General features: G+C 68.8%; 17 protein-coding genes. 11 read left to right on the top strand and 6 right to left on the bottom strand.

Annotated features, from left to right (window positions below):
• Nucleotides 1–25 precede the first annotated feature (25 nt).
• The 4 genes from ACAV_RS24995 (at nt 26) to ACAV_RS18820 (ending at nt 2,096) form a co-directional block, all read left to right on the top strand.
• Nucleotides 26–136: a cytochrome oxidase small assembly protein gene (locus tag ACAV_RS24995; RefSeq protein ID WP_013596169.1), complete on the top strand. Its 111-nt coding sequence runs from the start codon at nt 26–28 to the stop codon at nt 134–136.
• A 172-nt stretch (nt 137–308) separates the two neighbouring features.
• A complete protein-coding gene (locus ACAV_RS18830) occupies nt 309–926 on the top strand; it encodes a cytochrome c oxidase assembly protein (protein WP_013596168.1) in 618 nt (205 codons plus the stop codon).
• Entirely contained in the window at nt 923–1,150 is a 228-nt protein-coding gene (locus tag ACAV_RS18825) for a DUF2970 domain-containing protein (RefSeq protein ID WP_013596167.1), read from the top strand. Before ACAV_RS18830 ends, ACAV_RS18825 begins: the two co-directional genes overlap by 4 nt.
• Before the next feature lie 61 nt (nt 1,151–1,211).
• On the top strand, nt 1,212–2,096 hold the full coding sequence (locus tag ACAV_RS18820; protein ID WP_013596166.1) for a cytochrome c oxidase subunit 3: 885 nt from the start codon (nt 1,212–1,214) through the stop codon (nt 2,094–2,096).
• 84 nt (nt 2,097–2,180) lie between these two features.
• Here the strand turns inward: ACAV_RS18820 and ACAV_RS18815 are convergent, their stop codons facing one another.
• Nucleotides 2,181–2,402 carry a twin transmembrane helix small protein gene (locus tag ACAV_RS18815; protein ID WP_026433067.1) on the bottom strand — a complete coding sequence of 74 codons (222 nt, stop codon included), beginning with the start codon at nt 2,400–2,402 and terminating at the stop codon, nt 2,181–2,183.
• Between ACAV_RS18815 and ACAV_RS18810 the strand changes: the two genes are divergently transcribed.
• Genes ACAV_RS18810 through ACAV_RS18790 form a run of 5 tightly spaced genes read left to right on the top strand, consistent with a single transcriptional unit; the run spans nt 2,401 to nt 6,781 of the window.
• A complete protein-coding gene (locus ACAV_RS18810; RefSeq protein WP_041828820.1) occupies nt 2,401–3,279 on the top strand; it encodes an SURF1 family protein in 879 nt (292 codons plus the stop codon). The genes ACAV_RS18815 and ACAV_RS18810 overlap by 2 nt on opposite strands.
• Nucleotides 3,215–3,979 carry a redox-active disulfide-containing membrane protein gene (locus tag ACAV_RS18805; RefSeq protein WP_491893127.1) on the top strand — a complete coding sequence of 255 codons (765 nt, stop codon included), beginning with the start codon at nt 3,215–3,217 and terminating at the stop codon, nt 3,977–3,979. The genes ACAV_RS18810 and ACAV_RS18805 overlap by 65 nt, the downstream gene beginning before the upstream one ends.
• A 52-nt stretch (nt 3,980–4,031) precedes the next feature.
• Nucleotides 4,032–5,246 carry a COX15/CtaA family protein gene (locus ACAV_RS18800; RefSeq protein WP_013596163.1) on the top strand — a complete coding sequence of 405 codons (1,215 nt, stop codon included), beginning with the start codon at nt 4,032–4,034 and terminating at the stop codon, nt 5,244–5,246.
• Nucleotides 5,243–6,151, top strand: a complete 909-nt coding sequence (gene cyoE, locus ACAV_RS18795; RefSeq protein ID WP_013596162.1) for a heme o synthase — start codon at nt 5,243–5,245, stop codon at nt 6,149–6,151. Before ACAV_RS18800 ends, cyoE begins: the two co-directional genes overlap by 4 nt.
• 6 nt (nt 6,152–6,157) lie before the next feature.
• Complete coding sequence (locus tag ACAV_RS18790; RefSeq protein WP_013596161.1) at nt 6,158–6,781, top strand: SCO family protein; 624 nt, start codon at nt 6,158–6,160, stop codon at nt 6,779–6,781.
• A gap of 68 nt (nt 6,782–6,849) precedes the next feature.
• On the opposite strand, the gene ACAV_RS18785 is transcribed toward ACAV_RS18790, so the two are convergent.
• The 4 genes from ACAV_RS18785 to rpoH form a co-directional block, all read right to left on the bottom strand.
• Complete coding sequence (locus tag ACAV_RS18785; protein ID WP_013596160.1) at nt 6,850–7,698, bottom strand: Crp/Fnr family transcriptional regulator; 849 nt, start codon at nt 7,696–7,698, stop codon at nt 6,850–6,852.
• 7 nt (nt 7,699–7,705) lie between these two features.
• Nucleotides 7,706–8,086: a Gfo/Idh/MocA family oxidoreductase gene (locus tag ACAV_RS18780; protein WP_013596159.1), complete on the bottom strand. Its 381-nt coding sequence runs from the start codon at nt 8,084–8,086 to the stop codon at nt 7,706–7,708.
• Nucleotides 8,087–8,204: 118 nt separating this feature from the next.
• Nucleotides 8,205–9,233: a Bug family tripartite tricarboxylate transporter substrate binding protein gene (locus tag ACAV_RS18775; RefSeq protein WP_013596158.1), complete on the bottom strand. Its 1,029-nt coding sequence runs from the start codon at nt 9,231–9,233 to the stop codon at nt 8,205–8,207.
• A 105-nt stretch (nt 9,234–9,338) separates the two neighbouring features.
• Nucleotides 9,339–10,280, bottom strand: coding sequence for an RNA polymerase sigma factor RpoH (gene rpoH / locus ACAV_RS18770; protein WP_013596157.1), 942 nt, complete (start codon nt 10,278–10,280; stop codon nt 9,339–9,341).
• A gap of 487 nt (nt 10,281–10,767) precedes the next feature.
• Between rpoH and ACAV_RS18765 the strand changes: the two genes are divergently transcribed.
• On the top strand, nt 10,768–11,469 hold the full coding sequence (locus ACAV_RS18765) for a MarC family protein (RefSeq protein ID WP_013596156.1): 702 nt from the start codon (nt 10,768–10,770) through the stop codon (nt 11,467–11,469).
• Nucleotides 11,470–11,600: 131 nt separating this feature from the next.
• The gene (locus tag ACAV_RS18760; protein WP_013596155.1) at nt 11,601–13,181 is read left to right on the top strand and encodes an MATE family efflux transporter; all 1,581 of its coding nucleotides are present in this window, start codon (nt 11,601–11,603) and stop codon (nt 13,179–13,181) included.
• Nucleotides 13,182–13,243: 62 nt separating this feature from the next.
• Here the strand turns inward: ACAV_RS18760 and ACAV_RS18755 are convergent, their stop codons facing one another.
• Nucleotides 13,244–14,848, bottom strand: coding sequence for a methyl-accepting chemotaxis protein (locus tag ACAV_RS18755; RefSeq protein ID WP_041828819.1), 1,605 nt, complete (start codon nt 14,846–14,848; stop codon nt 13,244–13,246).
• Nucleotides 14,849–14,995: the final 147 nt, after the last annotated feature.

Genomic DNA, 14,995 nt, shown 5'->3' with positions numbered 1-14,995 from the left:
CAGGCCTGGAAGGAGCGCGAGCGACATGGCGACACCCGAGCAGAAGAAGGCGAACCTGCGCATGGCCATCATCCTGGCGAGCATTGCCGTGGCCTTCTTCATCGGCTTCATGGTCAAGATGGCCTGGAGACTATGAGGCACCCCCTGAGTCGCTGCGCGCCTTCCCCCTCCAGGGGGACGACGCCCGTGGACCGGCGAAGCCGGTTCCACGGCGCCTGCTGGCGTGGCCTGCTCCGCGGCCTTCGGATGGGTGAAGCCGTGTCGGGTTGCTGCGTCCTGCGGATCGTGCCGCAGGAGGAAGGGGTCCGATGAGCCGCCGCCGCGAGAACTTCAAGATGGTGGGCAAGCTGGCCGTGATCTCGGCCGGCATGTTCGCGTTCGGCTACGTGCTCATTCCCATCTACAAGCACATCTGCGAAGTCACGGGCATCAACATCCTCTCGCTGTCGGAGCGGCAGGTGCCGGGCAACGGCGTGGCGGGCCGCGACGTGAAGCTGCCCGCGAACACGCAGGTGGACACCAGCCGCACGATCACGGTCGAGTTCGATGCCAACGCGCGCGGTCCGTGGGACTTCAAGCCCGCCCGCTCCTCCGTCCAGGTGCATCCGGGCGAGCTCACCACCGTGATGTACGAATTCCAGAACGTGCAGAACCGCCGCATGGCGGCCCAGGCCATCCCGAGCTATGCACCCCGGCAGGCGGCGGCGCACTTCAACAAGCTCGAGTGCTTCTGCTTCAACCAGTACACGCTCGAGCCCGGCGAGAAGCGCGAATGGCCGGTGGCCTTCGTGGTCGATCCGCGCCTGCCCAGGGACGTGACCACGATCACGCTGTCCTATACGTTCTTCGAGGTCGGCGGCAAGACGCCGCCGGCGCCCTCCACCGTGTCCGCGGCTCCGCAGTCCCACCCGGAGGCCGGCTCATGACGGGATGGCGCCATGAACCCCGCCACGCCTCCCCCACCGCGCGCCCCGGATCGCTGTGGCGCACGGTGCGGGCCGTGGCATGGTCGCTGCTGGGCATCCGCAAGGGCGACGAATACCGGCAGGACACCGAGCGCATCAACCCGCTGCACATCATCGCGGTCGGCCTCGTGGCCATCGTGCTGCTGGTGGCAGGCCTCATCGCCGTCGTGAACTGGGTGGTGTAGCCGCCCGGTCCGATCCCGAGAAGACGAAAGACGACAAGAAGGAAAGAGACAGGAGCCAGCCATGAGTGCATCCACCCCCCAGGGCACCACGCCGTACTACTACGTTCCCGCGGAGTCGCGCCATCCGGCCATGGCCGCCGCGGGCCTCTTCTTCGTGATCCTCGGCGCGGGCCAGTGGGTCAACGGCCACGACTGGGGCAAGTATTCGCTGTTCTTCGGCCTCGCCTGGTGGCTGTTCGTGCTCTACCAGTGGTTCCGCGACGCGGCCCGCGAAAGCGAGGGTGGCCTCTACAGCCGCAAGATCGACCTCTCGTACCGCTGGAGCATGAGCTGGTTCATCTTCTCCGAAGTGATGTTCTTCGGCGCCTTCTTCACCGCCCTGTGGTGGGCGCGCTCGCATTCCGTGCCGGCGCTGGGCAGCCTCGACAACGCACTGCTCTGGCCCGACTTCAAGGCCGTGTGGCCCAGCATGGCCGCGGGCGCCACGGCCTCGCCCGCCGGCATCGTCGAGCCCTTCCAGACCGTGGGCCCCTTCTGGCTGCCCACCATCAACACCGCGTTGCTGCTCACCTCCGGCGTCACCCTCACCATCGCCCACCATGCCCTGCGCGAAAGCCACCGCGCACGCGCCATCGGCTTCATGTGGGTCACCGTGGTGCTCGGCTTCGTGTTCCTCTGCGTGCAGGGCTACGAGTACTTCCACCTCTACACCGAGCTGAACCTCAAGCTCAGCTCCGGCGTCTTCGGCTCCACGTTCTTCATGCTGACGGGCTTCCACGGCTTCCACGTCTTCGTGGGCATGCTGATGCTGCTGTTCATCACGCTGCGGCTGCAGAAGGGCCATTTCACCGCGGAACGCCACTTCGGCTTCGAGGGTGCCGCCTGGTACTGGCACTTCGTGGACGTGGTGTGGCTGGGCCTGTACGTGCTGGTCTACTGGCTCTGAGCCGGCGCCCGCACCGGCAGGAAAGCGCCTCCGGGCGCTTTTTTGCATCCGGGGCCGGCGGAGGAGAGGGGTTTGGAGCCGCTCCTAGCGCCCGACGGGCAGGCCCGTGGGCTGGATGTAGCCCAGCTTCCATGCCGCGAGCAGGCACAGGAAGAGCAGAATGGACAGCCCCACCCGTACCGCGAGCGCCCGGGCCATGTGCCGGCCGCGGCGGGCGTCGTCCCGCCCCGTGCGCATCATGAAGAAAAGCGCCGACGCGAGGCTCGCCAGAATGGCCAGGAAGGCCAGCACCACGACGTATTTCATGCAGCCCATTATCCGCAAGCGCACCAATGGTGCCAGGGGTTTCCGCCCGGACTGGCGCTTCTGGTGCATCACCGCCGCCACCGTCGCCACCATGGCCGCCACCGCGGCACTCGGCCGCTGGCAGCTCTCGCGCGCGGCGGAGAAGCAGGCCTGGCAGGCCATGGTCGATGCACGGCAGGCGATGCCGCCCGTGCCCGCCACTGCCCTGGCGTCGCTGCCGCCTGTCTCGGGCCCCGGGGGAACCGGCACGAAAGCCCCCGCCGAGGACGGCGCATCCGGCATGCCCGGCAGCAATCCCCTCGTACACCGTCCGGCGGTGCTCCGGGGTCGATGGCTTCCCCAGGATACGGTCTTCCTCGACAACCGGCAGATGCAGGGCCGCCCCGGGTTCTTCGTCCTCACGCCGCTGCAGCTCACCTCGCGGGGGGCCGAGGGGGCCGTAGTCCTCGTGCAGCGCGGATGGGTGCCGCGCGATTTCCAGGACCGCACGCGCCTGCCCGAGGTGCCGGCACCTGCGGAAGATGTCGAAGTGCATGGCCGCATCGCGGCGGCGCCTTCGCGGCTCTACGAGCCCGGTGGGCCGGCTTCCGCCGCAGGCGGCGAGGGGTCTTCCCGCATCCGGCAGAATCTCGACCTGGCGGCCTACCGCGCCGAGACGGGGCTGCAGCGGCTCGCCCCCCTCACGGTGATCGAGACGGGCGGGCCCGACGGTCCGCTGCTGCGCGACTGGCCGGCGGTCGATGCCGGGGTCGCCAGGCACCATGGCTACGCCTTCCAGTGGTTCGGGCTCTGCGCCCTCGTGGCAATCCTCTATGTCTGGTTCCAAATCGTCCGACGCTTCATTCGCCCAGGCCGCCAGCCGGCCCCCCCCGCCTGACGGCCCGGGTTCCTCCCATCCGCTGGGCCTGAGCGTGCACGGCCTGCCGGCCGCGGCGGATGCCGTGGCGGCGCTGGAAAAGCGCGCGGGGCAGGGCCGCTGGAAGATGCTGGGCGTGCTGCTGGTGTGCGCCGCCCCCGTCATCGCGTCCTACACCGCCTATTACCTGGTGCGCCCGGAGGCCCGCCGCAGCTACGGCGAACTCATCGATCCGCAGCGGCCCCTGCCCGATGCCCTGGCCACCCGCGGCATCGACGGCACGGCGTCCGGACCGCTGGGCGCGCTGAAGGGGCAGTGGCTGCTGGTCAGCGTGGCATCCGGCGCCTGCGACGAACCGTGCCGCAACCACCTCTACCTGCAGCGCCAGCTGCGCGAGAGCCTCGGCAAGGACAAGGAACGCATGGACTGGGTCTGGCTCGTGACCGACGCGGCCCCGGCCCCGGCCGAGATCGCCCCCGGCCTGCGCGATGCCGTGGTGCGCCGCGTGGACGCCCAGGCGCTCGCGGCATGGCTGGCCCCGGCCCCGGGCCATGCGCTGTCCGACCATCTCTTCGTCGTGGACCCGATGGGCCACTGGATGATGCGCTTTCCCGCGCGCATGGACTCCGCGGGCGCTGCACGGGCCAAGCGCGACCTGGAGCGGCTCATGCGGGCCTCGTCGTCGTGGGACCAGCCGGGCCGCCCGGAGGCACGGCCATGAGCCGCGCCTGCCCGGGCGCGCGCGGGGCGATGCCCACCGGAGGTGCCGCGCCATGAACGCCACCCAGCCGCTCTACGATTTCGCGCCGCTCGCCGAGCTGATGCTGCTCGGCCTCGCGATCGCCCTCGGGCCTCTGGCCTGGGTGGCGTGGCGCAACCGCCATGGATCGCCCGTGCGGCGCTGGCAGGCGCTGGCGATCCTCACGCTCTTCCTCACGTTCGACCTGGTGCTGTTCGGCGCCTTCACCCGGCTCACCGATTCCGGGCTGGGCTGCCCCGACTGGCCCGGCTGCTACGGCAATGCGAGCCCGGTGGGCGCCCGCGCGGAGATCTCCGCCGCGCAGGAAGCCATGCCCACCGGCCCGGTCACGCACCGCAAGGCGTGGGTGGAGATGGTCCACCGCTACCTGGCCTCCGCCGTGGGCGTGCTCATCATCGCGCTCACGGTGGGCGCATGGTGGCAATGGCGCCGCCACCGCCGTGCCGGCACGGATGCCGGGCAGGAGCGCATGGCCGTGCATCCCTGGTGGCCCACGGCCACGCTCGTGTGGGTCTGCCTGCAGGGGGCCTTCGGCGCCTGGACGGTGACCATGAAGCTTTTCCCCGCCATTGTCACGCTGCACCTCGTCGGCGGCATCGTGCTGCTGGCCCTGCTGTGCGTGCAGGCCGTGCGGCAGACCCAGGCCTCGCGCGGCATCGCGCCCGCCCTCCTGGCGCCTGGCCTGCGCGCATTGCTCGTGGTGACGGCGGTGCTGGTGGGCCTGCAGATCCTGTTGGGCGGCTGGGTGAGCACCAACTACGCCGTCCTGGCCTGCTCCACCTTCCCCACCTGCCAGGGCAGCTGGTGGCCCGACATGGCCTTCCCGGAGGGTTTCCAGATCTGGCGGCCTCTCGGCCTGCTGCAGGACGGCAGCCACATCAGCTTCGCAGGCCTCACCGCCATCCACTATGCCCACCGGCTGGCGGCCTATGCCGTGCTGGCCGCGCTCGCCCTGCTGGCCTGGCGCCTGCGCGCCGTGCCGGCATTGCGGCCGCAGGCCCGCTGGCTGGCGGGGCTGGCGCTGCTGCAGTTCGCCACCGGCCTGTCCAACGTCGTGCTCGACTGGCCGCTGGTGGCCGCCGTGCTCCACACCGGCGGCGCAGCCGCCCTCGTCGTCGCGCTCACCTGGACCCTGGCCGCCAGCCGGGCCGTGGGTGCCAGGGACAAAATGTCCACCCCCCGCGCGGTTGAAACCGCTGCGGGTGCCCCGAGAATTTCTTCGCCATGAGTGCCGCTTCCGCTTCCACCGCATCCCCCGCGGTGCCTTCCCGCTTCTCGCAGTTCTACGCGCTGACCAAGCCGCGCGTGGTCCAGCTCATCGTTTTCTGCGCATTCATCGGCATGGTGCTCGCGGTGCCCGGCCTGCCGAGCGGGGCGCAGTGGCTGCACATGGCCATCGCCTGCTTCGGGATCTGGCTGGTGGCGGGCGCCGCCGCAGCCTTCAACTGCCTCGTCGAGCAGCACATCGACGCCAAGATGAAGCGCACCGCCTGGCGCCCCACGGCCAAGGGCGAGTTGTCCAACGCCCAGACGCTCGCCTTCTCGGCACTGCTGTGCCTGGCCGGTTCTCTCGTGCTCTTCGCCTGGGTCAATGCGCTCACCATGTGGCTCACCTTTGCCACCTTCGTGGGCTACGCGGTCATCTACACCGTCGTGCTCAAGCCGCGCACGCCGCAGAACATCGTGATCGGCGGAGCCTCCGGCGCGATGCCGCCGGTGCTGGGCTGGGCGTCCATGACGGGCGACGTGGGCCCCGAGCCGCTGATCCTCTTCCTCATCATCTTCCTCTGGACGCCGCCGCATTTCTGGGCCCTCGCGCTCTACCGCGTCGAGGACTACCGCAAGTCCGGCCTGCCGATGCTGCCCGTCACCCACGGCAATGAATTCACGCGCCTGCAGGTGCTGCTCTACACCTTCATCCTGTTCGCCGGCTGCCTGATGCCCTTCGTGTACGGCATGAGTTCCTGGATCTACCTGGCCGCGGCCGTGGTGCTCTGCACCGGCTTCTGCGCCTATGCCTTCCGCCTCTGGCGCAGCTATTCGGATGCGCTCGCGCGCAAGACCTTCCGCTTCTCCCTGATCCACCTCAGCCTGCTCTTCGCGGCGCTGCTGGTGGACCACTACGTGCTCTGAACTGCCATGCCCATGCACAAACGCACCCTTCTTCGCAGCGCAGCGGCCTGCGCCCTGCTCGCCGGCGCGGCGGGCCTGCTCGCGGGCTGTTCCAAGGAACAGGCCCCGTCCTTCCAGGGCGTGGACATCACCGGCGCGGAGTACGCGCGCGACCTGGCGCTGCCCGACCACAACGGCCAGCAGCGCCATTTGAAGGACTTCGCCGGCAAGGTGGTGGTGGTCTTCTTCGGCTACACCCAGTGCCCGGACGTCTGCCCGACCTCCATGGCCGAGCTGGCCGAGGTCAAGCGCTCGCTGGGGGCGGACGGCGACCGTCTGCAGGGCCTGTTCGTCACGGTGGACCCGGAGCGCGACACGCCCGAGGTGCTCAAGGCCTACATGACCAATTTCGACCCGAGCTTCCTGGCACTGCGCGGCACGCCCGAGCAGCTCGCTGCCGTCGCCAAGGACTTCAAGATCTACTACAAGAAGGTGCCTGGCAAGACGCCCACGAGCTACACCATGGACCATTCCGCGGGCAGCTACATCTACGACCCCGCCGGCCGGCTGCGCGTGTACCACCGTTACGGCAGCGGGGCGCAGGCGCTCGCTTCCGACGTCAAGGCCCTGCTGCAGGCCCCCGCCGCCTGAGCTCGGAGGGCAGGGCGGGACGCGCTCCGCACCGCGGGGCCGGCGTGCCTGCCCAGGCCGCGGAGGCGTCACACGCCGAGCGCCTGCGGAGCGGCGGCGCGCGTCGCGGGCGCGGTACGCGCCACCCGCCAGGATGCCGGCCGCGCCGTATCGCGCGCAGATGGCGTGGTGCGCCTCACGGGGGAGGGGGGCGGTGGCGTATCCTCGGCCCGTACCGCCTGGCTCGCCAGCAAGGCGACCAGCGGTGCGCGCACGATGGCGCAATGCCAGCGGTCGTGGCGCACCACGGCCCCCTGCTGTGCCAGCTGCGTCAGCGACCGCGCAATGGTTTCCCGGGTGGTGGCCAGCAGGGAGGCCAGCACCGTATGGGTGGGCAGCCGCACGAGCGTGCTGCGCTGCAACTGGGACAGCTGCAGCAGCGCGCTGGCCAGTTGGGCAGGCACGCCGCGCAGGTGCAGCAGGCCCGACCAGTCCGCCAGCCGTGACTGCGCCTGCGCTTCCTCGTGCAGCAGCGCCTGCAGGAATTCCGAATCCAGCCCGCCGGAGCGCACCAGCGCGGCAGCCGGCAGCCTGCACAGCCGTCCTTCCTGGACCGCGACCCAGGTCAGGCGCTCGGCCGTGCCGAGCACCGCACCGGTGCCGAGAGCCTGACCGCAGCCCGCCATGGCCACGGGGCGCGCCACCTGGTCGGGGCCCGTGCGCTGCAGCAGTGCCGTTCCCACCTTGAGCACCGACAGGGAATCGGCCGTTTCCCCCTGGAGCTGGAGGACATCCCCCTTGCGGAACCGGTGCTCCTGCACGAGCGTGGGCCAGGACACCCTCGCGGCATCGCTCTGGCGGCCGATCAGGCACTGGTGCCGGCTGGAGCATTCATGGCAGTTCTGGCGGTCCGTTTCGGAGGCGTCGGAGAGGGACATGGCCGGCTCAGGCGTAGGCCACGTCGCCATGGCGGCTCGGCACGAGGGTGCCGGCGGAAAGCGACATCATGAGCAGTGCGATCCGCTCATGCAGGATCACGGTCTTCTGGTTGCCGGAGTCCACCATGTGTTTGCGCAACGCTTCGCGCACCGGCGCCTGGCCGGTGACGTCGATCACGATGTCCGCCGCGGCGCCATGCTGCTGCAGCAGGTCCATATAGTCCTGGTGGACGGGCACGCCATGGCTGCGTGCCAGGGCGACGCCGGGCAGCGAGAGATCCAGTTCCGCCACGCCCAGCACCTGGACGAAAGGCGCGGCCAGCAGCTGCCGCAGCAGCGGCGTGCCCGTCTGGCCGGCACCGATGACGATGATGCGGAATGTTGGCATGGCAGGGAACTCCCGGAAGTTGGATCGATGACAGGAGTCTGCAGGCGCGACGCCCTGGCGGGCATGATCTACATCAATGGCCGCGCTGCGTTCGCTGGGGCGGGGCGCCCGCGTGCCGTCAGTCCACCCGGATCTTCTGCGCGCGGATCACCTGCTCCATCTGCGACGTGTCCGCCTCGATGCGGCGGGCCAGTCCTTCCGCGGAGGTGCCGGCCACCTGCCAGCCCTGCTGGAACAGCGCCTCGCGCACTTCCGGCGTCCGGGCGATCCCGGCGATCGCCGTGGAAAGGCGCGCCCGGTGGGCGGAGGGCATCGACGCGGGCGCGGCGAAGGCATTCCAGATCTCCAGCTGGAAGTCCTTCACGCCAGCCTCGGCAAGGCTCGGGATCCCCGGCACGAGCGAACTGCGGCCGGCCGAGGTCACGCCCAGCAACTGTAGCTTGCCGCTGCGTTGCTGTGCCACGGCCAGCGCCGGCGGCAGCAGGGCCATCTGCAACTGCCCGCCGAGCATGCCCATGGCCACCTGCGGATAGCCCGGATACGGGACATGCACCGGCGCGATGCCCGTGCGGGCCTTGAGCAGTTCGGTCCCGATATGTCCCATGGTGCCGACGCCGGGCGTTCCGTAGCTCCAGCGGTCGCCCGCCTGGCGGGCTGCCTCCAGGAAGGTGCGTGCATCCGCATGGGCCGGCACCCCCGCCTGCGCCACGGGCGCCGTCAACACCAGCGGCGACACGCCCACGAGGCTCAGCGGCGCAAGATCCTTGTGCGGATCGAAGGGCAGCGAGGGGTTGACCAGCTTCGCGATGGTGAAGTTGACGTTGATGAACAGTCCGATGGTGTGGCCGTCCGTCGCCTTGGCCACGGCATCCGCGCCGATGTTGCCGCTGGCGCCGACCTTGTTCTCCACGACCACCGGCTGGCCCAGCGCACGGGCGAGCGGATCGGCGAAGGTGCGGGCCGTCAGGTCGGGCGAGGAGCCCGGGGGAAATCCCACGATGATGCGCAACGGCCTGGACGGCCACGCGGCACCCTGTGCCGGCGGCGGCGCTGCCACCGCCCATCTGCAGCCCAGCAGGGCGGCTCCGGAAGCGAGGATGCGGCGGCGGGCCAGGGAGATGGGAAGCGACTTGTCTGGGCGTTGCATGGAATGTGCGGCAGATGGAAAAAAAGGCGCGCTACCCGTCCAGGTAGCACGCCCGATTATCGCTGTCGCCACGAATATTCCGTAGCGCGAAACGACGTGAAGGGGTCAGGCGTATTCCGCCAGCGCCTTCTTCATCTTCTTCATCGCGGCCACTTCGATCTGCCGGATGCGCTCCGCGCTCACGCCGTACACCGCCGCAAGTTCATGCAGCGTCATGCCACCCGAGCCGTCGTCGTTGACCTTGAGCCAGCGCTCCTCGACGATGCGGCGGCTGCGGTCGTCCAGCGTGGCCAGCGCATTCGCGATGCCGTCCGTGGCCAGCACGTCGCGCTGGCGCGATTCGATCATGGCGGTCGGCTCATGCGTGCCGTCGGCCAGGTAGGCGATGGGGCCGTAGGCCTGTTCACCATCGTCCGACGGGGCCGGGTCCAGCATCACGTCGCCTCCCGACAGGCGCGTTTCCATCTCGATGACTTCTTCGCGCTTGACGTTGAGCTGCTGGGCCACGACGTCGATTTCCTGCTCGGAGAGCGTCTCGCGGTGGGTACCCGTGTTCCCGGCGGCGGAATCGGCCTTGAAGCCCTGCTTCATCGAGCGCAGGTTGAAGAACAGCTTGCGCTGGCTCTTGGTGGTGGCCACCTTCACCATGCGCCAGTTCTTCAGGATGTACTCGTGGATCTCGGCCTTGATCCAGTGCATCGCGTAGCTCACCAGCCGCACGTTCTGGTCCGGATCGAAGCGTTTCACGGCCTTCATCAGGCCCACGTTGCCTTCCTGGATCAGGTCGCCGTGCGGCAGGCCGTAGCCCAGGTACTGCCGGGCGATCGACACCACCAGCCGCAGGTGCGACATCACCATCCGGCCCGCGGCTTCCACGTCGTTGTGCTCCTTCAGCCGGCGGGCATAGGTGCGTTCCTCCTCGGCCGTCAGCATCGGCAGACGGTTCACGGCGGAGATGTAGGCATCCAGATTGCCCAGCGGGGGGATCAGGGCCCAGGCATTGGCCGGTGCGAGCGCGGTGGCGGCGGTTCCAGACTGAATCGTCATTCCAGAAATCCTTTCTTCCATGCTTTCACTTTAGCAGTCTATTGGAGGGAGTGCTAAGGTCGAAGTTCCTTTCCCTGCGTAGGACTGGGGATGTCTGCGAAGTGGGAGGGCGATTTCCGTCGGTTCCTGTCGACTCCCGGTGGGGCTTGTACTTTTCTCGCTGAGTTTTGTACTCGTCCGGCAAGGCTATTGGCACGTAAGCTTTTGATTCTGCACCCGCGCACTGCCGAGTCTCCGTGCGGTGCGACATCGCTTCGACCTCACCCACTCTCAACGCGGACGGAGCGCCGGAAGATCAGCACGAGGTGGGCTAGCTTGCATCGACCGGTGAAGCTCTGCTCAGGTGTTATCTTTGAAAGAAAGACACCGTGAGTACGTTGATGGAACAAGAGATCCAGCGCAGGACGGTGTTGGTGCAGGGCTTGATGGGTATCGGCAGTAATGACAACCCAGGCGGGCTCCGCTGGCGCATGCGAATAGGAACACCGTGACACTTGAACTTCTGGGCGCCTTCGGCAAGAGCTTTCTCTTCGTGGTGGCCGCGCTGCTGCCGATCCTGAACCCGGCCGCCACGGCGCCCATCTTCCTGGGCCTGACCGAGGGTGCATCACCGAACACGCGCGCGCTGCTGGCGCGCCGCATCGCACGCAACATGTTCTGGCTGCTGCTGGGTGCCATGCTGGTCGGTTCCTACGTATTGGAGTTCTTCGGCATATCCTTGCCCATCGTGCGCGTGGGTGGCGGCATGATCGTGGCGGCGACGGCCTGGCGGTTGCTGACGGCCACGCAGGCCACGGTGGACAGCCGCACCGAACTGGCCGAGAGCTTCACGCCCGACATGGCGCGGCGCCAGGCTTTCTACCCGCTCACCTTCCCGGTGAGTTGTGGGCCCGGCTCGATCGCGGCGGCCATCACGGTGGGTGTGTCGCTGGCCGACGCGCGGCTGTCGCTGTCACTGGCGCGGATGGGCGGCGGCGTGCTGGCGCTGCTGTCCGTCGCCGTACTGCTGTATTTCGCCTTCCGCTATGCACAGCAGCTGCTCAAGCCGCTCGGCGAAGCCGGCTCGGTGATCTTCCTGCGGTTGTCGGCTTTCATCCTGCTGTGCCTGGGCGTGCAGATCGTGTGGGATGGCGTGTACGAGCTGGGCGTCGCGATGTTGCGCGACGGGATGCTGCCAGTGCATTCTTGAGCGAAAACCATTAGTGGCGAATGTGGGCGCAAGGCGGTGAGTCGCCGGGCCGCGGCAGGATCCGCCTTCGCTGCCGCAGACTTTCGGCGTCGGCCGACAGGCCCCGCTGCAATGCGTGGACACCATGCCGCATGACCGCGTCGCCACCCGCTCTCCCTGGCGCTCCCTCGAGCCCACCTGCACATCCGATTGCAAGCCCGTCTTCTACCACCCGCGCCTCGACCCGCGACCTGACGCAAGGGCCCATCGGCCGCACCCTTCTGGTCTTCGCGCTCCCCATCCTGGCTGGCAACGTGCTGCAGTCGCTCAACGGCTCGGTCAACGCGGTGTGGGTGGGGCGCTACCTGGGCGAGGCGGCGCTCACTGCCACGGCCAATGCCAACAACATCCTGTTCCTCTTGATCGGCGCGGTGTTCGGCGTGGGCATGGCGGCCACCATCCTCGTGGCGCAGGCCATGGGGGCGCGCAACCCGCAGCAGGCGCGCCGCGTGATCGGCACCAGCGCGACCTTCTTCGGCGGCACGGCGGTGCTGATCGCGGCGGCCGGCCCGCCACTGTCGCGCGAGATCCTCGGATGGATGGGCACACCTGCCGCAGCCCTCCCGCTGGCCGAGGCGTACCTGCGGACGCTGTTCCTGGCCGTGCCGCTGCTCTACCTGTTCGCTTTCATCTCGGCCGTGCTGCGCGGTGCGGGCGACACGCGCACGCCGTTCCTGTTCCTGCTGCTGGTGGTGGTACTGGATACAGCGCTGAACCCGCTGCTCATCTTCGGCTGGGGGCCCGTGCCGCGCCTGGGTATCGCCGGCTCGGCCATGGCGACGCTGGTGGCCAATGCCACCAGCTTCGTCGCGCTGCTGGCCTGGCTGCGCTGGCGCCAGCACCCGCTCTGGATCGGGCGGGCCGACTGGCGGCTCTTCGTGCCCGACGGGGCCATCCTGCGCGCGCTGGTCGTCAAGGGGCTGCCGATGGGGGCTCAGATGGTGATGATCTCCACCGCCATGCTGATGCTGATGGGCCTGGTCAACGCGCAGGGCGTGGTCACCGCGTCGGCCTATGGCGCCGCGCTGCAGCTCTGGACCTATGTGCAGATGCCGGCCATGGCCATCGGGGCGGCCTGCTCGTCCATGGCGGCGCAGAACGTGGGCGCCGGCCGCTGGGAGCGGGTGGACGGCGTGGCCCGCAGCGGCACGCTGTTCAACTTCGTGCTGACCGGCGCTATCATCATGCCGCTGGTGCTGCTGGACCGCACGGCGCTGTCGCTCTTCCTGCCTGCCGGCAGCGCGTCGCTGGAGGCGGCGCGCCACTTGAATCACATCGCCGTGGGCTCGTTCCTGTTCTTCGGCGTGACCTTCGTGCTTTCGGGCGTGGTGCGCTCCACCGGCGCGGTGGTGCCGCCGCTCATCATCCTGGGCCTGGCGCTCTGGGGCATCCGCCTGCCGATCGCCTACGGCCTGCAGCCGTGGCTGGGCGCGGATGCGATCTGGTGGAGCTTTCCGGCGAGCGCGCTGTGCGCCATGCTGATGTCGATGGCCTACTACCGCTGGGGCCGCTGGCGCCAGGCGCGCATGCTCGCACCGGCCGAGCCGGTGGTGGCGACCCCGGCCGAAGTGGGTGGCCTGCCGCCGTCGCCGGTCTGCGCGCAGGCAGGCGCAGCGCACGGGTCACCCGGCCAGCAGGCCTGGCAGTCCGGCGCGACGCACCGGCCGGCTTGATGCTTTCCATGGCGGCAGGGGGTGCGCGTTCATAGCGCACATCGACAGCGCCAGCGTGGCTTTCATGCCGTGAGGGCAGCTGTGGGGCGGGAGAAACCCACTGCAGTATGGGAGGCGCGGCCGTCGCCCAGGTTGAACGTCGCCACGCCCCGCACGAGATCCTCGGCCTGCTTTTTCAGGCTGCCGGCCGCCGCCGCCATCTCCTCGACCAGCGCGGCGTTCTGCTGCGTGGCCTGGTCCATCTGCGTGACCGCTTCGCCCACCTGGCCCACGCCCGATGCCTGCTCCACGCTGGCGGCGCTGATCTCGCCCATGATGTCTGTCACGCGGTTAATTGCGCCGACGATCTCCGTCATGGTCGTGCCGGCTTGGTCCACCAGGGCGTTGCCGGCGGTCACGCGCTCCACGCTGGCGCCGATGAGGTTCTTGATCTCCTTGGCCGCGTCGGCGGAGCGGCCCGCCAGGCTGCGCACCTCGCTGGCCACCACCGCGAAGCCGCGCCCCTGCTCGCCGGCGCGCGCGGCTTCCACGGCGGCGTTCAGCGCCAGGATGTTGGTCTGGAAGGCGATGCTGTCGATCACCTGGATGATGTCGGAGATCTGTCGTGACGACTCGTTGATGCCGCGCATCGTCTCCACTACCTGGCTGACCACCTGCCCGCCCTGCATCGCGACGGTGGCCGCGTTCTTGGCCAGCTGGTTCGCCTGGCGCGCGCTGTCGGCGTTCTGCTGCACGGTCGATCCCAGTTGTTCCATGGAGGCGGCGGTCTGCTCCAGCGCGCTCGCCTGGCTTTCGGTGCGGCCGCTCAGGTCCTGGTTGCCCTGGGAGATTTCCGCGCTGGCCGTGGCCACGGCTTCCGCGTTGTGGCGCACGTTGCCCACGGTCGTGCGCAGGTGCTCACGCGTGTCCTCCAGCGCCTGCAGCATCTGCGCCAGTTCGTCGCGTCCGGAGGCCACCACCACGTGGCTCAGGTCGCCCCGTGCCATGCGGTGCGCCGCATCGGCGCACAGCCGGGCGCGGCGCGACAGGTTGCCCGCCAGCATCACCGCGATCACACCGCTCAGGCCCACCATGGCGACCAGCCCGGTCACCAGTTCCACGCGGCCCTGGTGATAGGTCTCCATGGCACGCCCGGCGGCCAGATCGCTGCCTTTGTTGTTGATGGCGATCAGGTCGTCGAGGCCCTTGTTGGCCGCGCGGTATGCAACGCCGGCAGGCCCCACGAAAATCGCGCGCACCGCCTCGATGTTGTTCTCGCGCGCGAATTTCAGCTGCTGCGGCAGCGTCGAGCTGTAATCCGCCACCTGGGTGCGCAGTTCCTGGTAGATCCTGCTCTCCTCGGCGCTGGTGAACAGGGGGGCGGCCTCTTCCACGGACTTGTTCAGTGCCGTGCTCGCGTTCTCCACCGTCGCGATCGCCTGGGGCATCGGCGAATTGGGTCCCGCAAGGATCAGCCCCAGGCGGGCAATGCGCAGGGCCGACAGGTTGCGGCTGATCGCCCCGGCAGCGGACACGCTGGGCAGCGACTTGCGGGAAATCTCGACCGAGCGATCGTTCATGCTCGACAGGTTGGCGATGCCCAGCAGGCTGACGATACAGGCGATGACCAGCACCAGCCCGAAGCCGGCGATCAGTTTGGACCGTATCGTCCAGTTGTCGAGGTTCATAGAGTCTTTCGTTAGGGAGCCGCGCATGCGCTGCTATCTAGGTTGCAGGTTTGCGAATGCATGCGTGGCGAGTTTGTTAAAGATCGCACTTAATGTAATCATATGTAATGAAGTTGGCATTTCTGTAGGAAGAGAGCTCTTCTTTGG

Origin of the sequence: Paracidovorax avenae ATCC 19860, from assembly GCF_000176855.2 — a bacterium.
Taxonomy (GTDB): Bacteria; Pseudomonadota; Gammaproteobacteria; order Burkholderiales; family Burkholderiaceae_C; genus Paracidovorax; species Paracidovorax avenae.
Note: the sequence above shows the minus strand (reverse complement) of the source record. Positions and strands in the feature narration are given on the sequence as shown.